This is a genomic window from Micromonospora sp. NBC_00617 (assembly GCF_045161355.1).
Lineage (GTDB): Bacteria > Actinomycetota > Actinomycetes > Mycobacteriales > Micromonosporaceae > Micromonospora.
In genome coordinates, this window is sequence record NZ_CP107751.1 from 1,993,176 (window position 1) to 2,015,063 (window position 21,888).

General features: G+C 72.4%; 18 protein-coding genes and 2 pseudogenes. 12 read left to right on the plus strand and 8 right to left on the minus strand.

Annotated features, from left to right (window positions below):
- The first annotated feature begins 71 nt into the window (after positions 1–71).
- On the plus strand, positions 72–2,165 hold the full coding sequence (locus OG505_RS08955) for an amino acid transporter (protein WP_405432457.1): 2,094 nt from the start codon (positions 72–74) through the stop codon (positions 2,163–2,165).
- Positions 2,166–2,573: 408 nt separating this feature from the next.
- Here the strand turns inward: OG505_RS08955 and OG505_RS08960 are convergent, their stop codons facing one another.
- Positions 2,574–3,785 carry a M20 family metallopeptidase gene (locus tag OG505_RS08960; protein WP_405432458.1) on the minus strand — a complete coding sequence of 404 codons (1,212 nt, stop codon included), beginning with the start codon at positions 3,783–3,785 and terminating at the stop codon, positions 2,574–2,576.
- Between the two features lie 101 nt (positions 3,786–3,886).
- Here OG505_RS08960 and OG505_RS08965 point away from each other — a divergent pair, with 101 nt between their 5' ends.
- Positions 3,887–4,789 (plus strand): LysR family transcriptional regulator, encoded by a 903-nt coding sequence (locus OG505_RS08965; RefSeq protein WP_405432459.1) that lies wholly within the window; start codon positions 3,887–3,889, stop codon positions 4,787–4,789.
- A gap of 389 nt (positions 4,790–5,178) precedes the next feature.
- On the opposite strand, the gene OG505_RS08970 is transcribed toward OG505_RS08965, so the two are convergent.
- Positions 5,179–6,138, minus strand: coding sequence for a TIGR03557 family F420-dependent LLM class oxidoreductase (locus OG505_RS08970; protein ID WP_405432461.1), 960 nt, complete (start codon positions 6,136–6,138; stop codon positions 5,179–5,181).
- A 299-nt stretch (positions 6,139–6,437) separates the two neighbouring features.
- Positions 6,438–6,644: a hypothetical protein gene (locus tag OG505_RS08975; RefSeq protein ID WP_405432462.1), complete on the minus strand. Its 207-nt coding sequence runs from the start codon at positions 6,642–6,644 to the stop codon at positions 6,438–6,440.
- A gap of 249 nt (positions 6,645–6,893) precedes the next feature.
- Here OG505_RS08975 and OG505_RS08980 point away from each other — a divergent pair, with 249 nt between their 5' ends.
- On the plus strand, positions 6,894–7,721 hold the full coding sequence (locus OG505_RS08980; protein ID WP_405432464.1) for a hypothetical protein: 828 nt from the start codon (positions 6,894–6,896) through the stop codon (positions 7,719–7,721).
- Between the two features lie 41 nt (positions 7,722–7,762).
- Here OG505_RS08980 and OG505_RS08985 read toward each other — a convergent pair whose 3' ends face one another.
- The 5 genes and pseudogenes from OG505_RS08985 to OG505_RS09005 all read right to left on the minus strand — a co-directional run bounded on the left by OG505_RS08985 (position 7,763) and on the right by OG505_RS09005 (position 13,061).
- The gene (locus OG505_RS08985; RefSeq protein ID WP_405432465.1) at positions 7,763–8,968 is read right to left on the minus strand and encodes a low temperature requirement protein A; all 1,206 of its coding nucleotides are present in this window, start codon (positions 8,966–8,968) and stop codon (positions 7,763–7,765) included.
- A gap of 320 nt (positions 8,969–9,288) precedes the next feature.
- Complete coding sequence (locus OG505_RS08990) at positions 9,289–10,341, minus strand: hypothetical protein (RefSeq protein ID WP_405432467.1); 1,053 nt, start codon at positions 10,339–10,341, stop codon at positions 9,289–9,291.
- A gap of 331 nt (positions 10,342–10,672) precedes the next feature.
- Positions 10,673–11,783, minus strand: a pseudogene (locus OG505_RS08995) (FAD-dependent oxidoreductase).
- Between the two features lie 24 nt (positions 11,784–11,807).
- Positions 11,808–12,155 carry a TcmI family type II polyketide cyclase gene (locus OG505_RS09000; protein WP_405432468.1) on the minus strand — a complete coding sequence of 116 codons (348 nt, stop codon included), beginning with the start codon at positions 12,153–12,155 and terminating at the stop codon, positions 11,808–11,810.
- Positions 12,156–12,248: 93 nt separating this feature from the next.
- Positions 12,249–13,061 (minus strand): BTAD domain-containing putative transcriptional regulator, encoded by an 813-nt coding sequence (locus tag OG505_RS09005; RefSeq protein WP_405432469.1) that lies wholly within the window; start codon positions 13,059–13,061, stop codon positions 12,249–12,251.
- Positions 13,062–13,505: 444 nt separating this feature from the next.
- Here OG505_RS09005 and OG505_RS09010 point away from each other — a divergent pair, with 444 nt between their 5' ends.
- The 9 genes and pseudogenes from OG505_RS09010 to OG505_RS09050 all read left to right on the plus strand — a co-directional run bounded on the left by OG505_RS09010 (position 13,506) and on the right by OG505_RS09050 (position 21,739).
- Complete coding sequence (locus OG505_RS09010; RefSeq protein WP_405432471.1) at positions 13,506–13,844, plus strand: TcmI family type II polyketide cyclase; 339 nt, start codon at positions 13,506–13,508, stop codon at positions 13,842–13,844.
- Complete coding sequence (locus OG505_RS09015) at positions 13,841–15,595, plus strand: acetyl-CoA carboxylase carboxyltransferase subunit alpha (RefSeq protein WP_405432472.1); 1,755 nt, start codon at positions 13,841–13,843, stop codon at positions 15,593–15,595. The genes OG505_RS09010 and OG505_RS09015 overlap by 4 nt, the downstream gene beginning before the upstream one ends.
- Positions 15,592–16,272 carry an acetyl-CoA carboxylase biotin carboxyl carrier protein gene (locus OG505_RS09020; RefSeq protein ID WP_405432474.1) on the plus strand — a complete coding sequence of 227 codons (681 nt, stop codon included), beginning with the start codon at positions 15,592–15,594 and terminating at the stop codon, positions 16,270–16,272. The genes OG505_RS09015 and OG505_RS09020 overlap by 4 nt, the downstream gene beginning before the upstream one ends.
- Positions 16,273–16,291: 19 nt before the next feature.
- Positions 16,292–17,734: an acetyl/propionyl/methylcrotonyl-CoA carboxylase subunit alpha gene (locus tag OG505_RS09025; protein WP_405432476.1), complete on the plus strand. Its 1,443-nt coding sequence runs from the start codon at positions 16,292–16,294 to the stop codon at positions 17,732–17,734.
- Positions 17,731–18,513 (plus strand): SRPBCC family protein, encoded by a 783-nt coding sequence (locus tag OG505_RS09030; RefSeq protein WP_405432477.1) that lies wholly within the window; start codon positions 17,731–17,733, stop codon positions 18,511–18,513. Before OG505_RS09025 ends, OG505_RS09030 begins: the two co-directional genes overlap by 4 nt.
- Entirely contained in the window at positions 18,506–18,910 is a 405-nt protein-coding gene (locus OG505_RS09035; protein WP_405432479.1) for a cupin domain-containing protein, read from the plus strand. Before OG505_RS09030 ends, OG505_RS09035 begins: the two co-directional genes overlap by 8 nt.
- Entirely contained in the window at positions 18,907–20,178 is a 1,272-nt protein-coding gene (locus OG505_RS09040) for a beta-ketoacyl-[acyl-carrier-protein] synthase family protein (protein ID WP_405432481.1), read from the plus strand. The genes OG505_RS09035 and OG505_RS09040 overlap by 4 nt, the downstream gene beginning before the upstream one ends.
- The gene (locus OG505_RS09045) at positions 20,175–21,425 is read left to right on the plus strand and encodes a beta-ketoacyl synthase N-terminal-like domain-containing protein (RefSeq protein ID WP_405432482.1); all 1,251 of its coding nucleotides are present in this window, start codon (positions 20,175–20,177) and stop codon (positions 21,423–21,425) included. Before OG505_RS09040 ends, OG505_RS09045 begins: the two co-directional genes overlap by 4 nt.
- Positions 21,422–21,739: pseudogene (locus OG505_RS09050) on the plus strand (antibiotic biosynthesis monooxygenase family protein). The gene OG505_RS09045 and the pseudogene OG505_RS09050 overlap by 4 nt, the downstream one beginning before the upstream one ends.
- The last annotated feature ends 149 nt before the right edge of the window (positions 21,740–21,888 follow it).

Below are 21,888 nucleotides of genomic sequence, written 5' to 3' on the forward strand. Positions count from 1 at the left end.
ACCCGGTTCGCCGGTCGGACCGCCGGCTACCACCTACCGTCGGATCAGGACCTGCGAGGGTGGGACGGGCGATGGCTGACGAGCACCGGGCGAGACCGCGACGCTGGAGCGGACGACGCCATACGCCGACCGGACCGGACCCGGCCCTGCGCGCCGCCCGCGACCCGGCCCGCCCGCACTCGGGCGGCCGGCGGGGCGTCGTGGTGCCCGAGCAGGTCGCCAGCCCGGCCCGGTCGGCGCCGCCGGCCAGCCCGCTGCGGCGGTGGCTCTTCGAGCACCAGGTGCAGCCGCCGGGCCCGGAGACGGCCGAGGGGCAGAACCGCCGGCACGCGTGGTGGCAGGTGATGTGCCTGACCGGCGTGGACTACTTCTCCACCCTGTCGTACCTGCCGGGCATCGCGGCGGTGGCCGCCGGCGCGCTGTCCCCGCTGGCGACCCTGCTGATCGTCGCGCTGACCCTGTTCGGCATGTTGCCCATGTACCGCCGGGTGGCCCAGGAGAGCCCGCACGGGCAGGGCTCGGTGGCGATGCTGGAGCGACTGCTGCCGTTCTGGCGGGGCAAGATCTTCGTGCTCGTGCTGCTCGGGTTCGTGGCCACCTCGTGGATCATCACGATCACCCTGTCCTCGGCCGACGCCACCGTGCACCTGCTGGAGAACCCGTACCTGCCGGACTCCCTGCACGGCCCGGCGGTGCCGGTGCTGGTCACGGTCGCGCTGCTGCTCGTCCTCGGCGGTGTGTTCCTGCTCGGCTTCCGCGAGGCCGTCGTGGTGGCCATCCCGCTGGTGGCGGTCTTCCTGGTCCTCAACGCGGTGATCGTGGTGGTCGCGGTGGCTCGGATCGTCGAGGACCCCGCCATCGTGTCGGACTGGAGAACCGCGCTGACCGCCGGCGGCGGGGCGGGTCACATCCTGCTCACGGCCGTGCTGGCGTTCCCGCTGCTGGTGCTGGGGCTGTCCGGCTTCGAGACCGGCGTCAGCATGATGCCGCTGGTGTCGGCCGACGGCCCGGACCGGCCGGCCCGGCTGGCCGTCCGGATCCGCAACACCCGCCGGCTGCTCACCACCGCCGCGCTGATCATGTCGGTGTACCTGATCTCGACGACCTTCGTGACCACCGCGCTCATTCCCGCTGCCGAGTTCCGCCCGGGCGGCCCCGCGAACGGTCGGGCGCTGGCCTTTCTGGCGCACACCTATCTCGGCGAGGTGTTCGGCACCGTCTACGACGTGAGCAGCGTGCTCATCCTCTGGTTCGCCGGCGCGTCGGCAATGGCCGGGCTGATCAACATCGTGCCCCGCTACCTGCCCTCGTACGGCATGGCCCCGGAGTGGGCGCGTGCCGTACGCCCGGTGGTGGTCGTCTACACCGTCGTCAGCGTCGCCATCACGGTCGCCTTCCGCGCCGACGTCAACGCCCAGGCCGGCGCGTACGCCACCGGCATCCTGGCGATGATGGTCTCCGGCGCGGTCGCGGTGGCCATCTCGGCGGTCCGGAGCCGCCAGCGCGGCGGCGCCATCGGCTTTACCGTGCTGACGCTCGTGCTGGTGTACGCCCTGGTGGAGAACGTCATCGAGAAGCCGGACGGCATCACCATCTCGGCGCTGTTCATCCTCGGCATCATCGCGGTGTCGCTGATCTCCCGCGTCACCCGGACGACGGAGCTGCGCGCCGAGCGGATCGAGTTCGACGAGCCGGCCCGCCGGTTCGTCGCCGAGTCGCTGGCTCATGACGGGCAGTTGCACCTCATCGCGAACAAGCGCCAGGGCGGCTCGGTGAAGGAGTACACGATCAAGGAGCGGGCGCAGCGGGGCATGAACCCTGTGCCCGGGGCCGCGGACGTGCTGTTCCTGGAGATCGACGTGGTGGATCCGTCGGGGTTCAGCCAGGTGCTGCGGGTGCACGGCGTCGAGGTGGCCGGCTTCCGCGTGTTGCGGGCCAGCAGCCCGGCCGCGCCGAACGCGATCGCCGCGATCCTGCTGGCGCTGCGCGACGCCACCGGGGTACGCCCGCACGCGCACTTCGAGTGGTCGGAGGGCAGCCCCATCGCGCACCTGCTGCGCTACCTGATCCTCGGCCGGGGGGACACCCCGCCGGTGGTACGGGAGATCATTCGGCGTACCGAGCCGGACCCGCTGCGTCGGCCCGGCATCCACGTTGGCGGCTGACCGCGCGCACCGTCTGGTGGCGTTAAAGATGAATAACAGCACTATTCACGTTCACCTTCCTGTCCGTATTGCGTCTTATGGTGGCTTTTGGTGGTCGGCGGCACGTCGAGCACCCCACGCCCCGATGGCGCGGTCACGTCACGTACCCAGGAAGGCAGGCATTTGATGTCCACGTACCGAGGAGGAGACCGCCCGGCACGACCTCGACGGCGGTCCCGATGGTTCTTGCAGGTCGCGCGGAATGGTGGTGTTCATCGGCGTTGTTTGGGGCACTCCAATGATCAGACGGCGTTAGTACCTGCATGATTTCTGATGCCTGTGCACGCTTAGCTACCAGCACCTCTCAACATTCTGCGGCTTCCCGCAGGCGACGGGGGGTGGTCCACATGCCCTAGGTAACCGATGAGGTCAGGATTGGCTGATATTCCGAGGCGCCTGGTTGCCAAGGAACGCGTACGGGTCAGGCAGCGCCGCGAGCCGAATGACGGTCCCGCTGAGCGCGAGCGCACCGTCAAGGACGGCGCTATCAGCCGATGGTCCGGCGGCGACGGCGGTAAAGTCGGGGTGGTGTGGGACCGCGCCGCGCGCGTCGAGCCCGATCAACGGGTGGATCGCGGGCAGCCGGTGGGACACGTTGCCCATGTCGGTGCTCGGACCGGTCCGACTGCGCGGCACGCTATCGTCAAAGCGCCGTCCCAGCGCAGTCGCCGAATCGCGGTAAAGAGTCGTAAGCCCCGCATGGTGGCGCAACTCGGCGTAGGGCGGGAACTCGTCCCGCAGATCGAGCTGAGCGCCGCTGGCAATGGCGCCGGCCTGGAAACAGTCGTCCACCCGCAGCCGTAGCGAACCGAGTTCGTCGAGCGTGGCGGAGCGGGCCATGAACCGGCCTGCGGCAAGGGCCGGGATGATGTTGGGGGCGTCGCCGCCACTCGTGACGATGCCATGCACCTGGCGGCCCTCGGGTAGCTGCTGTCGCATCAGCCCGAGCGCGACCTGGGCAACGGTCATCGCGTCCTGAGCGTTCACGCCCCGCTCCGGAAAGGCCCCGGCATGGGCCGCCACGCCTTGGTAGGACACTCCGAAGGCACTCAGCGCGGTGGTACGGGGCGCGGGATCATCGTACGGGCTGGGATGCACCATGAGCGCGGCGTGGATCGGATCGAAGATCCCGGCATCGAGCAGCCGAATCTTGCCGCCCCCGTACTCTTCGGCGGGGCAGCCGATGACCGTAACGGTCGCCCCGATGGTGTCCGCAACAGCGGCAAGGGCGAGCGCGGCGCCGACGCTACTTGCCGCGATCACATTATGACCACACGCGTGGCCGATGCCGGGCAGCGCGTCGTACTCGGCACACAGTGCGATGTGCAGTGGACCGTCCCCGGCGGTTGCGACGAAAGCGGTGTCCATCCCGGCTACCGCGCCGGACACGGTGAAACCCGAGGAGTGCAGCACATCAGCCAGCCAGCTACTGGCCCGGTGTTCCTCGAACGCAGTTTCCGGATGGTCGTGAATCCGATGACTCAGCCCGATCAGGGCGTCGGCGTGGCGGTTCACCTGCTGCCGAATGGCATCAGCAACGCTGTCCGGGTCGTTTCTGCCTGCATCAATGACGTGGTCCATGGATCGATCACACCCGGCGACGCGCCGTCCAGCCAGGGCCTAGTTAGAATGCCACCCATTAACGATCCCTATGACCGACGGTTGCGGCAGGAGGTGCGCGAGTGGATCTTCGGGCACTCGAGACCTTCCTCGCAGTCGCCGTTGCCGGCAGCTTTGGCCGGGTCGCCGCCTCGATGCATGTCAGCCAACCCACGATCAGCGCGCGTATCGCGGCGCTTGAAGCAGACCTCGGCGGCAGCCTCTTTGACCGCGGACCCCGCGGCGCTAAGCTCACCGACCTGGGCCGCGCCTTTCTGCCATACGCAGACCGAGCCGTCGAAGCGCTGCGCGAGGGACGTTCCATAGCCACCTCCGGCACCTTGGGTAGGTCGCTCACGCTCGGCGTCACCGCCTCGCTCAGCGCCGGACCGTTCGCGGCTGCCGTCGCCGACCTTGTCTCCCGGTTACCCGACCTACGGTTACGCGTGCTAACGGCCGAAGCCGGCGAACTGCGCCGGCTGCTCGCCGATCGGACTGTCGAGGCGATCTACGCTCCGTGGCCGCCGCTGCTCGACGATCTTCCAGCCCGCGCCGAGGTGCTTCTCACCACCCAGGAATCGCTGCTCCTAGTTGTCGCCCCAACCCACCCCTTGGCCTCTCTCCCCGAGCCCATCGACTTCCTGGACGCGGTGCTGGCGGCCCGGCCGTTCCTCGACCTCCCGGTCGACTACGACCAGCGGGTCCATAGAATGGCCACCAGATCTGCTGCCCCGGCCGTCGTCGAAATCTGGGCGCTGGCAACAGCAAAAACTCTTCTGGTACGCGGGGTCGGTGCCGCTCTCCTCACTCCCACCCTCGCCGAACCCGAGCTGAGCGCTCGGCAACTCGTCGCTGTGGACCTGCGCGAACAACGCCAGCGACGCAGCGCCCTCGTCCGACTTGCCCGCCCAGGCCCACCCGGCCCAACCTTGCAGGCCTTCCGCGACGCGCTGCACACCAATCAGCCAGCCGTTGAGCTGCCCTAATCAAGTGGTGTCCAGCAGCGCCAGCACTGTGCGGGCCACCGCGACCAGCGCCGCGGGCGCCTTCTCCAACCAGGGATAACCCCCAGCCGGGCCTCGTCCGTGGCCCGCCGCACCGGACTGATCAGCCAGGTGGCCATCAGCGAGTCGAACAGGTCCAGCGCCTCGTCGACCGCGGCGGCTTCCAGCCGCAGAACGGTGGCCTGCAGCGTGACCTTCCCCCCGAGGGCGCCTCCGTCTCGGCCAGGGCGCGGTACATCCGCAGGTCGGTCTCCTCCCGGCGCCGGCCACAACCCGGAACCAGACGCTCCCGGCGTGGTCCCGTGCACCGCTCCCGGCGTTGGTCGTGTGCGGGCCCCGGGGCCCGCAGCCCAGCGCCTGAGCTGGCGGCGTCAGCTCAGGGAGCGCAGCCGGCCGGAGAGGTCGGTGGCGAAGAAGTCGAGAAAGCCGTCGGGGTCGCCACCGGCGTTCTGCAGAACGACGTGGTCGAAGCCGGCGTCGACGTACGACCGGACCTTCGCCACGTGCGGCTCGGGATCGGGGCCGACGGCGAAGAGCTCGCGGATGTGCTTCTCCTCCACGTGCGCGCTGGCCGCGTCGAAGTTGACCGGGTTCGGCAGCTCGCTCATCACCTTCCAGCCGGTGACCATCCACCGGCTGGTCTGCAACACCGCCTGCACCGCCTGTTGCTCGTCGGTGGCCCAGGCCAGTGGCACCTCGGCGTAGCGGGGGCCCGATCCGCCGGCACGCCGGTAGTGCTCGACGATCGAGGCGTCCGGATCGGTGGCGAACAGCCCGTCGCCCAGTTCGGCGGCGAGCCGGGCCGATGCCTCTCCGCTCGCCGCGACCGCGATCGCCGGCGGGGTGTCCGGCAGGTCGAAGACCTGGGCGTCCTCCAGTTGCAGGTGTCGTCCCTCGTATGACTGGTAGCCGCCCTGCCAGAGCAGCCGGATGATCTCCAGCGCCTCACGCAGCCGTTCGTGCCGACCCCGCACGCTGGGAAAGCCCTGACCCACGACGTGTTCGTTGAGCCGTTCGCCGGCCCCGACGCCGAGGGTGAAGCGTCCGTCGGAGATCAGCGCCATGGTCGCCGCGGCCTGCGCGATGATCGCCGGGTGGTAGCGCACGGTCGGGCAGGTCACGCCGGTGGCCAGGCGCAGCGTGGTGGTTCGCGCCGCGATCGCGCCGAGCACGCTCCAGGTGAAGGACGAGTGGCCCTGCGCGTCCAGCCAGGGGTGGAAGTGGTCGCTCATCTCGACGAAGTCGAAACCGGCCTGCTCGGCCCGGACGGCCTGCCGGATGATCTCCTGCGGTCCGAAGCCCTCCGAGGCCAGCTTGTAGCCGATCTGCATGGCACACTCCCGATTCCGTCCGCCCGCTGACGCCGGTCGGTTCCCGCCTTCGGGACCGACAAACGCCGGCGTCCAAACCAGCCTCCTAGGACGCGCTGCGCGGTGTGGCGGTGCCCGCCCGGCCCGCTCATCAATCGCTGGTGGGACTCCCTGAAGCTCGACGGCGACCGACGTCCCGTCGACCTGCTCCTGGCCGGGAACCCGGACCCGTAGGCGGGACGCGGCGCGGCGCCCCCTGGACCCCGGGCAGCAGACGGCCCGCGCCCTGAACGGGCGCGGGCCGGTGAGTCGCGTACGTCCTACTTGGACGGCTCGGGCAGCTTGCAGTCGACCTTGGGGTTGGCCCCGATGTAGTTCAGTGGTCCGGCCACGATCGTGACCAGGATCGTGCCGGCCTCGGCGCAGTTGGTGTCGTCGCCGCCGTAGTAGCCCCGCTGACCGCCGGCGATGGCGCCGATCACCAACCAGATCACGACGATGACTCCGAGTATCGAGGTGCCGCGCATCGCTGCCTCCTGAAGGAATGTGGTGGATCTGAGGTGCAGGCGTTGTACCCAATCGGGTCGCGCGGCTAACGGTGGGCGTCCGACACCCCCGGATCCTCCGTCCGGCCCATGCCGTTCGCCGTCGGTACCGCACCGGCATCGGCCGCCCGCATCGCGTCCCGACGGTCGGCTATCGGATCGCCGACCGACCCGGCCGCCGCGCGGGCCACCGGACGTAGAACTGCCTCACGGCCCCGCCGAGGAGGACCCATGAACGCCCCGACCCCATCCCTGTACATCGACCGCCCCGAGGACGTCGCGGTCGCGGCCCGCGCGCTCGCCGGCGGCGCGGTCGTCGCGGCGGCGTTCGCCAACTTCTACGCGCTCGTCACCCGGCCGGACGCGGCTACCGTCCGCCGGGTCAACCTGGCCAAGGGCCGCCCGGTCCACCAGATCGGCAGCATCACCACCGCCATCGGGCGGATCCCGGGAATGTTCGACTGGTCCCGGATCTCGCCCCGGTTGCCGATCGCCCGGGTGCGGGCGCTGATGGACGCCCTCTACGGCGCCGGGCCGTTCGGCTTCCGGGGCCCCGCCGCCGTCCGGCTGCCCGAGCACGTCACCCAGCTCGCCCGCGGCCTGCGTACCACCCAGGTGATCGCTCCCGGTCTGACCTGCCCGTCCAACACGTTCTTCGACCGGGCGCTCGCCGAGACCGGCACCGATCACCTCTACATCACGTCGGCGAACCGGTCCCGACACCACACCGGAGCCGTCGAGGAGCCGGCGCACTGGAAGGCCGGCGCGCTCGCCGCCGACTTCGCCCACCTCGACGACCTGGTGGTGCTCGCCCACCCGGACGAGGCGGCCGCCCGTGCCGCCTACCCCGGCTACCTCACCACCTCGGTGACCCTGCTCTCCTTCCACGCGCCCGAGTGCGAGTTGGAGGAGCCGCCGGTGCTGACCGTGGACCGGCACGGTTCGCTGCACCTGGACGACGTACGCCGGGCCGCCGCTCCGCTGGGCCTTCAGGTGCGCCTGGGCGACGCCGCCGGGCAACGGTTGCGGGTCCGGGGGTACGCGGGAGCGCTGGTGTGAGCCACCGCCGGGTCGGCCGGGTGGTGCCCAGCGCGGGGGGTTCAGTGGGGCGGGGCGGGGGCCTCCGGCGGTTTGCCGCGACTGCGGCGATAGTCGGCGTAAGCGACGCCGGCCAGCACCAGCAGGGCGCCGAGGGAGGCGCACAACGGCGGCAGGTACAGCACCGCCGGTGCGATGGTCAGCAACGCCAGGAGACCGCCGGCCCGCGACGGCGACACCCGGCTGAACACCTCGTACTCGAATGAGGACCGGCCGACCAGGAACAGCGCCGGACCGCCGAGGATCACCGCCGCCCAGGCCGGCGGCGTACCGCCGGGGTCGTCGTGCAGCACCAGGTCGAACCCGGAGGTCGTGACCACCACTCCGGCGATCATCAGCAGGTGGGTGTACGGCGCGGTGAACAGGAACTTGCCCGGCGCTCCGGACATCTTGATGGCCGTCGGCAGCAGCTGGCCGGATTTGTGGACGTAGATCCGCCAGAGCAGCAGGGTGGTCGCGAACGCCACGGCGAACGACGCGATTTTCTGCGCCTCGGAGTGGGCCAGGTTGAACCCGGTGCCGATGGTCAGGATGGCGTCGCCGAGGGCGATGGTGAAGAACTGCTGGTACCGCTCGGAGAGGTGCTCGGCCGTGACGTTGCGCTGCGGCTCCGGCACCACCCCCAAACCGGGCACCGGGTACGCGAGCCGGAAGCCGCCGTAGTCGATGGCGAGCGCGGTGGCCCAGAACGCCAGCCGGGCGTTGCCGCTGACGAACGCGCCGATGATCCAGGGGATCGCCGACACCGCGAACCAGACGAAGATGCGCACGGCCCTGCGTTGGGTCTGCGGTTCCCGGCGCACGGCCGGCATCAGGAACAGCCCGCGCCCGAGGTGGATGGTCACGTACGTGGCGGCGAAGACGATTCCCCGTGCGCCGAACGCCTCCGGGATCGCGGTGGTCATCAACAGGGCGCCGAACATCACGGCGCTGACCAGCAGCTTGATCTCGCTGCGTTCCGGGTCGTACAGGTCGGTGACGAGGGTGGTGATCGCCCACGTCCACCAGACGGCGGCCAGCAGGATCAACGACTGACCGGCCCGATGCCAGTCGAGCTGGTTGACCATGCCGCGCGAGATGAGCGCGAGCGCGACCACGTACACCAGGTCGAAGAAGAGTTCGAGCAGCGTCACCCGGCGGGAGGCATCCGGGTCGCGCACCGGCGGTCGGGTCTTGCGGTGCCCTGGCCCCGGCGCGGAGAGGTGCACGATTGCTCCTGCGGTGCCGGTGGACTCGGCAAGCCGTCCGGCCCACCTCGACCGACGCTAGCCAGCGGCCGACCGCGCCAGTGGGGATTCGTCCGGTCGTCCTCCGATCGGGAGGCGGTTGATCGCCTCGGCTTTCTGACGCCGGTGCGTCCGGGCGGTTGGATGGCCCGGTTTCCGCGACACCGGGTCGATCACGGCTTGGCGCTCGGCCCCGACCGCTTCACCGGAACGACGGAACCTCCCGACCGCTTCGCCGAAACGGCGGAACCCCCGGGCCCGACCGTCGAGAAGACGGGCGCCCGGGGGTTCACTGTCGGCACTCAGCCCTGGCTGTCGCCCGGCAATACCGCGGTCGCCTGGTCACCGGCGCCGGCCAGCACCCGCGCCTGCTGCGGCCAGGTGGCCAGCGCGGGCGCCGCACGCAGACCGGCGGCCCGGATCAGGTCGCGCAGCGCCGGCTCGTCCAGCTCGCCGAGCTGGCTGTAGGTACGTACGCCGGCCGCCTGCAACGCGGCCGCCATCTTCGGCCCGACCCCCTGGATCCGGCGGAAGTCGTCCGCCGGGCCCGTCGGCTCGGTGTCCGCCTGCGTCGCCGTGGTGTCGGCCGTCCGGGCCGGCGGGGCGGCCCGCACCGGCTCGGCGTCCTCGACGTCCGCCGAGGTCGCGCTCGCCGCAACCGCCGGCGTCGCCTCGGCCGGGCTGGCCTCGGCGTACGTGGTCTCGGCCTGCGTGACCTCGGCCGGGCTGGCCTCGGCGTACGTGGTCTCGGCCTGCGTGACCTCCGCCGGGCCGGCCTCGGTGTCGGTGGTCTCGGCCGGGCTGGTCTCCGCCTGCGTGATCGCCGCCGGGATCGCCTCGGTCTGGGGCGCCTCGGTGTGGGGCGCCTCGGTGTGGGGCGCCTCGGACGGCAGGGTGTCGGTGCTGTCGTCCATCGGCTGGCGCGGGGCGATCACCGTCGCCGGGGCGGGCGGCTCGTCGACCGCGACCGGCTCCGGGTCCGCCGTGAACGCCGGCTGCTCGTCGACCGCGTCGGTCCGCTCGGTGGCGGGGGCGAGCGGCGGGGCGTCGGTGAGGGCCATGTCGCCCGTGTCGACGGCGTCCGGGGCGGAGTCGTCCCGCGTGGTCACCGCGGCGGGTGCGCTGACCGTGTCCACCGGGACCGGCTCCTCGGTGACCGCGGCCGGGGGAGCGTCCACAGCCGCCGCCGGGGTGGACTCGTCGGTGGCGGCCGGTGGCACCGGAGCGTCGATCACGGCCAGGCCGGCGACGGGGTCACCGTCCACGATCGACTGACCCCGTCCGCTGGCCCGCGTGTCCTGCCGGCCGCGCAGCAACCATCCGGCGGCCAGGCCCAGCAACAACGCCAGTATCACTATCAGCGAGTGTCCGATAGACCACTCCACGGCGAACCTCCCTCTCTGCTCGTTGAAAAAGTCACGAGAAAAACTCGCCGCAGCTTTGCACACGCGCTTTGCCGACGACCGAGAGGACCGGTCGTCGGCACCGTGGCGGAGACGGTCACCTCGTGCGGTGCCTGAGGGGTGACGCAGCGTCGCAGCCACGGCAGGGCGCGACCGGTGTCGGCCCGCGCACCGTTCGCCAACGGTGCGCGCGACGACCAGGGCCGGGCTCCCGCGGTGACCGCCGCACACGCAGTGACCCGGGCCGGCGCGTGTCGCCGTGCCCGGGTCGGTGGTGCCGCGTTCAGTCCTGGTCGCCCTCGTAGGTGTGAAAGTCGTCGACGAAGCGGCGCGGCAGCGGGGGCACCCGGCTGGTCACTCCGAAGTACCCGCGCGCACCGAGTAGCGCGAGTCGGCCCACCACCGGCCGGTACATTCGGTCGTCGCCGCTGGTGCCGCTGCGGTGCAGCGACTCGGCGACCCGCGCGAAGCCGTACGGCACCATGGCGGCCTCGTAGTCCGCCACCGCCTGCACCAGCGTCTTGTCCCCGGCGGCGGCGCGGGTGAGGTGCGCGCAGAGCAGGCGGGCATCGCGCAGCGCGGTGTTCGCGCCCACCCCACGCCCCGGGGTAATGGGTTGGATGGCGTCGCCGAGCAGGGTGACGGTGCTGCTCTTCCAGGGCGGCGTCGGCTCGGACGTGCTCACCTTGATCGGCAGGGCGCTGTCCGGATCGCTCATCCGCAACAGCTCCCGCAGGTGCGGATGCCAGTTGGGGGTGAGGTCCAGCGCGACGCGTTTCAGGTCCTCACCTCGGCGTTGCAGCACGTCGGCCGGGAACGGCGGGCCCTGCTCCAGATGATCAGGTTGATGTAGTCGGCGCTGGTCTGCGCCGACAGGCCGGGCCAGGCCCGTGTGGCAGGTACTGGCGGCGGACCGCCGAGTGCGTGCCGTCCGCGGCCACCAGCAGGTCGCCGGTGGCGCTGGTCCCGTCGGCGAAGTACGCGGTGACCGTGCCGTCGTCGTGCTGCTCGTACCGGACGAAGGTCTTGTCGAAGCGCACCACGTCGCCCAGGTCGGTCAGCAGCACCTGGCGCAGCACCGTCCGGGCGACCGAGTGTTCGGTGCGCACCGGGTCGACGGCCGGCCGCAACTCGAACGAGGCGGTCTGGCGCAGCCGCTGGGTGACGACGTTGAAGTAGCTCGGCGGCCGGGCGCAGGTGGCCAGGAACGTGGCGAACAGCTTCGGCGGCAGGCACTCGCGCAGCGCCCGGCTGCCGGTGGGGCCGATGCCCACCCGGTAACCGAGCAGCCCTTCGGCGCTGTGGTGGTGGCGTTCGTAGACGGCGACGCTGATCCCGGCGCGGCGCAGCCCGTGCGCGAGGCACAGCCCGCCGGTGCCGGCGCCGATGATCAGGACGTGCGGCGGGGGGTGGACATGTCAGCCGGCCGGGTGGGGCGCTGCCACGTCGGCCGCGTCCCACCGGTAGAAGCAGTCGGCGATGGCGTCGCGGGGGGAGCGCCGGGTCGACAGGTATGGCGAGGTGTGGGCCGCGAGCCGCTCGTTGACCTGCTGGAAGCGCGGGTGGTTGCGGGCGGCGGCGAGGGCGCCCGGGTCGACGTCCGAGGTTTCGATGAGGTGCACGAACACGTCGTGCAGGCAGTACAGGGACCGGTGCGTGACGCCGGTCAGACCGGGCAGTTCGGTGGCGTCGGACTCGGCGAAGATCTGGGCGACCCGCTCCTCCGCGCCTGGGATGATCCGGCTGACGATCAGTAGACGACTCATGGGAACCCTTCCGCCGGTGCCCGATCCCGACCCGTGGGCCGGTGGTCACGTGCTCGTTGCGCCCACCGTGCCGCAGGGTGTGTCACGTCACCGTCACGTGCGCCGCCCGGCCGGTGACGGCCGGGCGGCGGTCTCCTGGCCGACGGTCGCGGGGCGGGTGGCCGCCCGGATCGGGGCGAGCGTGTCGTCGAGCAGGGCGCTCATCGCCGGGCTGGGCTCCAGGCGCAGCTCCCGGCGCAACAGGTCGCGGTAGACGTAGAAGGCGTGCACGGCCTCGAAGGCGTTGCCCTCGGCGAGATGGATGCGTACCACCAGCCGGTGTGGCGTCTCGCGCAGCGGCTCGGCGGCCATCGCCTCCAACGCGGCCTCCAACGCCTCGCCGTGTCGCCCCGCCGCGAGGTGCTGCGCGGCCACCTGCTCCAGCATGTGCAGGCGCAGTTGTCGCAGCCGTTCCCGGTCCAGCAGCACCCAGTCGTCGTACCAGCCGGGCAGCAGGTCGTGCCGACCGGCGGCGAGCGCACCGGCGGTGGTCCGCGGGTCGTCGCCGTTGCGGACGCGGGCGGCCGTCTGGACGAGGTCGTCCACGTCGAGCTGTACCGCCGGGTCCAGTCGGACCGTGTCGCCGGCCACGACCATTGGGCAGCACGGGTCCTGCCGAAGCCGCCACAGCGCGGTACGCAGCGACGACAGCGCCCGATCCTCCGACACGTCGGGCCAGAGCAGCCCGGCCAGCTGGCTGCGGGTGGCGCCGGGACGCAGCCCGATCAGCGCGATCACCCGTTGCAGGCCGCGCGGCACCACGATGTGCGCGGTGGCGTGCAGGAGCCGGAAGCCGCCGAGCAGGTGCAGTGCGAGGTCGGCCTCGCCGGAACCTGCGGCGGTCGGCACGGACGGCTCAACGACCACGGCGGCACCCCCTGCGGAACGCTCGTCCCGACTGTCTGCTGTGTCCCGGATCGGCTGCCGCCTCGCCACCGTCGACCCCGTCGATGGAATGCGACAACGGCTGTGAAGGCGCGGCACCGCCCGCCGGAGCCGCCGGGCTGACCACCGTGAAGATTATCAATAATGGTCACGGTGAGTCAACGCCGATATTGGCCTTCCCTCGGTCGCAGGCAACCGTGAGATCAGTTCTGAACTGCTGAAACGCCATTCCTCCGGGTCGGAGGACAAACATGGGACACATAGCTCATACACAGGTTGCGTCAACGCAGCGTCACCGTGCAGCGTGGACGGTCGGTCCGCTGCGGTGACGCCGCCGTGACGACGACTGCCGCATCGTGGCGGCAGTCGTCCAGCGCGTCCGGAGGTTCACCGGCCGGCCCGGACGCCGTAGGGGGAGGCCCAGCCATGGACCGATCGCTGATCGTCGCGAAGGTCGTACCGACCGCCGAGGAACAGGTCGCCGACATCTTCGCCGAGTCGGACGCGACCGAGCTGCCGCGCCTGGTCGGCGTCCGGCACCGCTCGCTGTACCGACTGCACGACCTCTACGTGCACCTGCTCGACACCGAGCATCCGGCGCAGGAGGCGGTGGAGGCCGCCCGTGGGCACCCCGAGTTCGTCCGGGTCAGCGAGCGGCTGCGGCCGTACGTCTCGCCGTACCTGCCGACCTGGCGCTCACCGCGCGACGCGATGGCGCACTGCTTCTACCGGTTCGACGCCCCGGACACCGGGGGGCGCTCGTGACCGCCACCGCCGGGCATGCGGAGCAACTCTGGTCCCGCTGCGCCGGCTGTGCGAGCCTGCTCTACCGCAAGCGGCTGCGACGCAACCTGGACGTCTGCCCGGAGTGCGGTGAACACACCCGGCTCGGGGCTCCGGAACGACTGCGGCAGCTCGTGGACCCGGGCTCCCTGCGGCTCCTGCCCGACCGGCTGCCCGAGGCGGACCCGCTCGACTTCGTCGACGTGGTGCCCTACCCGCACCGGCTCAGCGCCGCGCGGGTCAGCACGGGCCTGGCCGAGGCGGTCCTCTGCGGCACCGCCACCATCGGCGGACAGCCGGCCGCTCTGGCCGTGATGGACTTCCGCTTCCTCGGCGGCAGCCTCGGCTGCGCGGTGGGTGAACTCATCACCCGAACCGCCGAGCGGGCGCTGGACGATCGCCTGCCACTCATCCTGGTCACCGCGTCCGGTGGGGCGCGGATGCAGGAGGGCGCCCTGTCGCTGATGCAGATGGCCACGGTCAGCCAGGCCATCGCCGCGCTGCGCGAGGCGGGTCTGCTCACCGTCAGCGTGCTCACCGACCCGACCTACGGCGGGGTGGCGGCGTCGTTCGCCACCAACACCGACCTGGTGCTCGCCGAGAGCGGCGCGCGGATGGGTTTCGCCGGACCACGGGTGATCCGCCAGGTCACCGGCCGGGCGTTGCCCGAGGGCTTCCAGACCGCCGACTTCCTGCTGCGCCACGGTCAGGTGGACATGGTGGTGCAGCGCCGGTCGCTGCGGGGTCGACTGTCGGCACTGCTGGCCGCGGCCCGCGCCGGCCGTCCGGCGCGTGTGCCCGTACCCCGTCAGGAGCCGGCGCGGCACCACGAACGCCTGGCCGGCGCGGCCCCGACGGTCCGGCAGGCGGAGGCCGACGGCCACCGCCCGGCCGACGACGGCCCGACACCTGCGGTACGCGACGCGTGGGACACCGTGCGCACGGCCCGCCACCCGGGTCGACCCACCGCCCTGGACTATCTCGACTCGGTCTTCGACGGGTTCGTCGAGCTGCACGGCGACCGGCTCGGCGGGGACTGCCCCGCCATCGTCGGCGGTATCGCCCGGCTCGCCGGCCGGCACGTCATGGTCATCGGCCACCAGAAGGGGCACACCACCGCCGACCTGGTCGCGCGCAACTTCGGGATGGCCAGCCCCGCCGGGCACCGCAAGGCGCTGCGACTGATGCGTCTCGCCGCCCGCCTCGGCCTGCCGGTGGTCACCCTCGTCGACACCCCCGGCGCCGACCCGGGGATCAGCGCCGAGGAACAGGGTCAGGCGGCCGCCATCGCGGAGAACATCCTCACCCTCACCGTGCTGCCCACCCCCGTCCTCGCCGTGATCACCGGCGAGGGCGGCAGCGGTGGCGCGCTGGCCCTCGCCGTCGCCGACCGGGTGCTGATGCTCCAACACGCGGTGTACTCGGTGATCAGCCCGGAGGGCTGCGCCGCCATCCTCTGGCCGGACCGCTCCGCCGCGCCGCAGGCCGCCCGCGCGCTCCGGCTGACGGCACCCGACCTGCGTCGCCTCGGCGTCGTCGACGAGATCGTCCCCGAACCGGCGACGGCCGCCCACGACGACCCCGCGGAGACCGCCCGACGGCTCCGCGCCGCGCTGCTGGCGAACCTGCTGCCGCTGCTGGACGTGCCGCCCGCCATGCTGGTCCGCCTGCGCCGGCAGCGGTTCCGCCGGTTCGGCGCCACTCGCGCCGGTGCCCGGGCGGGTGCCCGATGACCGCCGCGCCCACGGTCTCCACCGTGGACAGCGCGAACGGTCGGCCGGACGCCGAGCGCCGCACCGACGAGGGCCGCACCGACGCCGACGGTCGGAGCGCGGCGCAGACCGGCCCCGAGCCCGCCGACGCCCGCCACGGTGTGCTCCCGGCCGGCCGTCAGCCGGCGGACGGGCAACCGAGGGCCGACGCGGACGCCGAGGAGGTGCTGGCCGGGCTGCGTCGACAGGCGCGGCACCTGCTCGCCGAACTCCCCGGTCCGGTGCGTCGGATCCGGTTGCGCAGCGGGACGACGGTGCTGGACGTCCAGTGGCACCCGGACGAGGCGGCCGGCCGGCCGGACGTACCCCCGGCACTGCCGCCAACCGGTGCCACGCCGTCGGCGGGCGCGGGCGTGCCCGGCCCGTCGGCCGCGCTGATCCGGCCGCCGGTTCCCGGGCGCGCGGCGGTCCGGGCCCCGATCGTCGGCACCTTCTACCGCGCGCCGGAGCCCGGTGCGAGGCCGTTCGTCGCGGTGGGCGACCTGGTCCGCCCCGGCCAGCCGGTCGCGATCGTCGAGGCGATGAAGCTGATGAACGAGGTGACCGCCGACCGGGCCGGGCGGGTGGCCGCGATCCTCGTCGAGGACGGCCAACCGGTGGAGTACGACCAGCCACTGGTCGAGCTGGATCCGGCCTGACGGCGGGGATGGGTGAAAAATGTTCGAGACCGTGCTGATCGCCAACCGGGGTGAGATCGCGCTGCGGGTGCTGCGGGCGTGTCGGGAGCTGGGCGTGCGTACGGCGGTGGTCTACTCCGCCGCCGACGCCGACTCGGCTGCCGTACGCCTCGCCGACCAGGCCGTGCGGATCGGGCCGGCGTCGAGCCGGCGCAGCTACCTCAACGCCGCCGCGATCGTGGAGGCGGCCCGGCAGGTGGGCGCGCAGGCCGTGCATCCCGGGTACGGCTTCCTGTCCGAGGACGCCGACTTCGCCGAGATCTGCGCGGACAACGGCCTGACGTTCATCGGCCCGCCGCCGGCGGTGATGGCGGCGCTGGCCGACAAGTCCTCGGCCCGGGCCCTCATGAGCCGGGCCGGGCTGCCGCTGCCGGCGGGCAGCGTCGCGCCGGTGGAGACCGCCGCCGCCGCGGCCGAGGTCGCCGAGGCCGTCGGCTACCCGGTGATCGTGAAGGCCGCCGCCGGGGGCGGCGGCCGGGGAATGACCGTGGTGCGCCACCCGGCCGAGCTGGCCCGGGCGTACGCGCGGACGCGGGCCGCCGCGCAGGCCGCCTTCGGCGATGACCGGGTGTACGTCGAGCGGTACCTTACCGAGGCCCGGCACGTCGAGGTGCAGGTACTCTGCGACTCCCACGGCAACGGCGTGCACCTGGGCACCCGGGACTGCTCGGTGCAGCGCCGGCACCAGAAACTCGTCGAGGAGGCGCCCGCTCCCGCGCTGTCCGCCGCCGCGCTCGACGCCATCGCCGAGACCGCGCTGCGGGGTGCCCTGGAGGTCGGCTTCGTCGGCGCGGGCACGTTGGAGTTCCTGGTGGACGCCGAGGAACGCTTCCACTTCCTGGAGATCAACTGCCGGATCCAGGTGGAACATCCCGTCACCGAGATGGTCACCGGGATCGACCTGGTGCACGAGCAACTGCACATCGCGGCCGGGGTGCCGCTGCGGTGGCGGCAGGAGGAGATCCGGCTGCACGGCGTCGCCGTGGAGTGCCGCGTCAACACCGAGGACCCGGAGCGTGACTTCGTGCCCACGCCCGGCCGCCTGGAGCGGTTCACCCCGCCCGGCGGCCCGTTCACCCGCGTGGACACCCACGCCAGCGCCGGCTACCTGGTCGGCCCCTGGTACGACTCGCTGCTGGCCAAGGTGATCGTCTGGGCGCCCGACCGGGAGTTGGCGCTCAACCGGTTGGAGCGTGCCCTGGAGGAGTTCGACATCGCCGGGCCGGGCGTGCACACCACCATCGGGTTCGTCCGGCGGGTGCTCGACGACGCCGCATTCCGCAAGGGCCGCTACACCACCGGCCTGGTCGACCGACTGCTCACCACGCCGCCGCCGGTGCCCGCGCAGCGGTCGACGGCCACCCCCACACCCCGCGCCGCGCCTGCCGCGGAGCCCGACGTATCCAACCGGAGGACCCGATGACCGTCACCCATGGTCGCCCGATGACCGCCGAGATCACCGACATCCTGGTGGCGCACTGCGGGCTGGACGCCGACGCCGCCGCGCGGGCGCCCGCCGCGTCACTGGAGGAGCTGGGCATGGATTCGCTCGCGCTGCTGGAACTCTCCGCGGTCGTCGCCGACCGGTGGCAGGTGAGCATCCCCGAACAGGCCGGGCAGCTGAGCATCCCGGCGGTGGCCGACCTGGTCGCCCGGCGCACCGACCCGCCCGGGCACACCGAGAACTCCGTGGTCATCGACGCGCCGCTCGCGCTGGTCTGGGACGTCACCAACGACGTGGCGAACTGGACCGAGCTGTTCACCGAGTACGCCGTGGTGGAGATCCTGCACCGCGACGGGCACACCGTGCGGTTCCGGCTCACCATGTACCCCGACGAGAACGGGGTGGCGTGGAGCTGGGTCAGCGAACGCACCGCCGACCCGGTGAGCCGGCAGGTGCGGGCGCACCGGGTGGAGACCGGGCCGTTCGAGTACATGCGGATCCACTGGCGCTACACCGAGGAGGCCGGCGGCACCCGGATGACCTGGACGCAGGACTTCGCCATGAAGCCCACCGCGCCGGTCGACAACGCCGGGATGACCGAGCGGATCAACACCAACAGCGGAATCCAACTCGCGGTGATCAAGGACCGGGTGGAACGGATCGCCCGGCAGCGCGCGGAGCAGGACAGCACGGCGGCCGACGCCGCGCCGAACAGCCCGGCTGTCGCCGGCGAGCCGACGGGGGCCCGCGATGAGTGACCTGGGAACCCGGCCGATCGCCGCGACCGACGTACCGGCCGACCGGCGGCGCGGCGGCGAACTGCGGGTGCTCCTCGGACCCCGCACCGTCGGCAGCACCTCCGGATTCCTCGGGGTAGCCGCCCTCGCGCCGGGGGAGCGGATCGCCGAGCACTACCACCCGTACAGCGAGGAGTTCCTGTACGTGGCGCGTGGCGCGATCACGGTCGACCTGGACGACCAGCCCACCGAGGTCGCGGCCGGGGAGGCGCTGTTCGTGCCGGTCAACGTGCGGCACCGGCTGCGCAACACCGGATCCGAGCCGGCCGAGGTGGTCTTCCACCTGGGCCCGCTGGCCCCGCGTCCGGAGCTGGGACACGTCGACACGGAGCTGGTCGAGCAACGGGGCGGGTCGTGACCGGGCGTCGCACGGTGGTGACCGGCATCGGGGTGGTCGCTCCCGGCGGCGCGAGCCGGGACCGCTTCTGGAAGACCATCACCGAGGGACGTACGGCCACCCGGCGGATCAGCTTCTTCGACCCGTCACCGTTCCGCTCCCAGATCGCCGCCGAGTGCGACTTCGACCCGATGGCCGCGGGGCTCACCGACGCCGAACGCAGCCGCGCCGACCGGTACGTGCAGTTCGCGCTGGCCTGCTCCACCGAAGCGATCGCCGACGCCGGCCTGGTGCTCACCGACGCCGAGCGGGACCGCGCCGGGGTGGTGCTCGGCACCGCCGTGGGCGGCACGATGGCCCTGGAACAGGAGTACGTGCGGGTCAGCGACCACGGCCGGCGTTGGCTGGTCGACGCGGCGCTTGGCGGCCCGTACCTGTACCAGGCGCTGGTGCCCAGCAGCCTGGCCGCCGACGTGGCCTGCCGGCACGGGCTGCACGGCCCGGCGCAGGTGGTCTCCACCGGCTGCACGTCGGGCATCGACGCCATCGGCTACGCCCACCAGCTGATCGTGGACGGCGAGGCGGACATCGTGCTGGCCGGCGCGGCGGACTCGCCGATCTCACCGGTGACCGTCGCCTCGTTCGACGCGATCAAGGCGACCAGCCCCGACAACGACGACCCCGCGCACGCCTCCCGTCCTTTCGACGCCGACCGGCACGGGTTCGTGCTGGCCGAGGGCGCGGCGGTGCTGGTGCTGGAGGAGGCCGGGCACGCCCGCAGGCGCGGCGCGCACGTCTACTGCGAGGTCGCCGGCTACGCCAGCCGCAGCAACGGCTACCACATGACCGGCCTGCGCCCGGACGGGCTGGAGATGGGCCTCGCCGTCACCGACGCGCTGCGGCAGGGCCGGATCATCCCCGAGCAGGTCTCCTACATCAGCGCCCACGGCTCGGGGACCCGGCAGAACGACCGGCACGAGACGGCCGCGTTCAAGCGGGCGTTGGGCCAGGCCGCGTACCGCGTGCCGATCAGCTCGATCAAGTCGATGGTGGGGCACTCGCTCGGCGCGATCGGGTCGATCGAGATGGCAGCCTGCGCTCTCGCGATCGAGTTCGGCGTCGTGCCGCCCACGGCCAACTGGAGCACCCGCGACCCGGAGTGCGACCTGGACTACGTACCCAACGAGGCGCGGGAGGTGCCCGTCAACGTGGCCCTGTCGGTCGGCAGTGGGTTCGGCGGCTTCCAGTCGGCGATGGTGTTCCGCCGGCTCCCCCCGGTGGCGGCGTGAGCACCGCCCGGGCGGTCGTCACCGGCATCGGGGTGGTCGCGCCGAGCGGCGTCGGCGTGGACGCGCACTGGCGCACCGTCCTGGCCGGCACCCGGCGCACCGGGCCGATCACCCTGTTCGACCCGGCCGGCTACCCGACCCGCTTCGGCGGCGAGGTCCCCGACTTCACGGCCGACTCGTACGCCGACAGCCGGCAACTGGTGCAGACCGACAGGTGGACGCACCTCGGCTTCGCCGCCACCCGGCTGGCGCTGACCGACGCCGGCCTGCCCGAGCGGGCGCCCGACCCGTACGGCTACGCCATGACCCTGGCCAGCTCGTCCGGGGGCAACCTGTTCGGCCAGCGGGAGCTGCAACGGCTGTGGGGCGGGACGTCGCGCACCGTCGGGGCGTACCAGTCGATCGCCTGGTTCTACGCGGCCAGCGTCGGACAGCTCTCCATCCACCACCAGTTCAAGGGACCGAGCGGGGTGCTGGTCGCGGAGACGGCCGGCGGGCTGGACAGCCTCGCGCACGCCGCCCGCGCCGTACGCCGGGGCACGCCGGTGGTGATCGCGGGCGCGACCGAGTGTCCACTGAGCCCGTACGCGCTGGCCTGCCAACTGCGCTCCGGGCTGCTCAGCGACGTCGCCGACCCGGAGCGGGCGTACCGGCCGTTCGACGCGGCGGCCAGCGGCTACCTGCCGGCCGAGGGCGGCGCGGTGTTCGTGGTCGAGGAGCTGGGGCACGCGCTGTCGCGGGGTGCCCGGATCTACGGCGAGGTGAGCGGTTGGGGCGCGACCCACGACGCCGCGCACACCACGGTCGACAGCGCCGGCGACGTGGGGCAGTACGCCCGCGCGATGCGGCTGGCCCTGGACCGGGCGGGTGTCGCGGCGGCCGGGATCGACATGGTGCTGCCCGACGCCCTCGGTGTGCCCCGCTACGACCGCAGCGAGGCTGAGGCGCTGCGCGCCGTGTTCGCCGACCGGCCGCCCCCGGTCACCACCCAGAAGCCGTTGACCGGCCGGGCACACCAGGGCGGCTCGGCGCTGGACGTGGCCACCGCGCTGCTCGCGTTCGCGCACGACACGCTGCCCGCGTCCGCCGGCCCGGACGAGGTGGCCGACGGGTGCGAGCTGGACTTCCTGCGGGAGCACCGCCGGCCGCGCAGTCGGCTCGCGCTGGTCTGCGCGCGGGGCTTCGACGGGTTCAACAGCGCGCTGATCCTGCGGGGGGCCGCGCCGACGAGGGGAGAGACGCCATGAGCGAGCAGCGGGCCCGAGTGATCTTCCTGGTCCGGGTGCCGGCGCACGCACCGAGGAGTTCCTCGCCGCGTACGAGCCAGGTGCGGCATCTGGTCGCCGACGGCGTACCGGGGCATCCGGTCGACCAGGTCTGCCGCTCGTCGACCGACCCGGAGCAGTGGCTGATCACCAGCGAATGGGCGAGCCTGGCCGACTTCGAGAGCTGGGAGCGCACTGAAGAGCACCGGGACCTGGTGCGCCCGATGCGGGAGTGTTTCACCGACGCCCGTTCGCTGCGCTTCCACATCCACGCGCAGACGCCGGCGCTGGCCTGACCATCCGCGCTGCCGGCACCACAACTCCTTGATCGACGGTGCAAACCCACTCCTGCTTCGCGATCTTGCACTTGCCGTACAGACGCAAAGGTCAGCCCCGTCGTGTCGACAACCAAAACTGCAAGATCGTCGGGGCCGTGCACTCCCAC

Excerpts from the sequence above, each read along its gene's own strand:
- OG505_RS08955 (WP_405432457.1), top strand. The coding sequence starts at position 72 with ATGGCTGACGAGCACCGGGCGAGACCGCGACGCTGGAGCGGACGACGC.
- OG505_RS08960 (WP_405432458.1), bottom strand. The coding sequence starts at position 3,785 with ATGGACCACGTCATTGATGCAGGCAGAAACGACCCGGACAGCGTTGCT.
- OG505_RS09020 (WP_405432474.1), top strand. The coding sequence starts at position 15,592 with ATGACCGCCGCGCCCACGGTCTCCACCGTGGACAGCGCGAACGGTCGG.
- OG505_RS09035 (WP_405432479.1), top strand. The coding sequence starts at position 18,506 with ATGAGTGACCTGGGAACCCGGCCGATCGCCGCGACCGACGTACCGGCC.
- OG505_RS08980 (WP_405432464.1), top strand. The coding sequence starts at position 6,894 with ATGAACGCCCCGACCCCATCCCTGTACATCGACCGCCCCGAGGACGTC.
- OG505_RS08975 (WP_405432462.1), bottom strand. The coding sequence starts at position 6,644 with ATGCGCGGCACCTCGATACTCGGAGTCATCGTCGTGATCTGGTTGGTG.
- OG505_RS08970 (WP_405432461.1), bottom strand. The coding sequence starts at position 6,138 with ATGCAGATCGGCTACAAGCTGGCCTCGGAGGGCTTCGGACCGCAGGAG.
- OG505_RS09010 (WP_405432471.1), top strand. The coding sequence starts at position 13,506 with ATGGACCGATCGCTGATCGTCGCGAAGGTCGTACCGACCGCCGAGGAA.
- OG505_RS09030 (WP_405432477.1), top strand. The coding sequence starts at position 17,731 with ATGACCGTCACCCATGGTCGCCCGATGACCGCCGAGATCACCGACATC.
- OG505_RS09000 (WP_405432468.1), bottom strand. The coding sequence starts at position 12,155 with ATGAGTCGTCTACTGATCGTCAGCCGGATCATCCCAGGCGCGGAGGAG.
- OG505_RS09025 (WP_405432476.1), top strand. The coding sequence starts at position 16,292 with ATGTTCGAGACCGTGCTGATCGCCAACCGGGGTGAGATCGCGCTGCGG.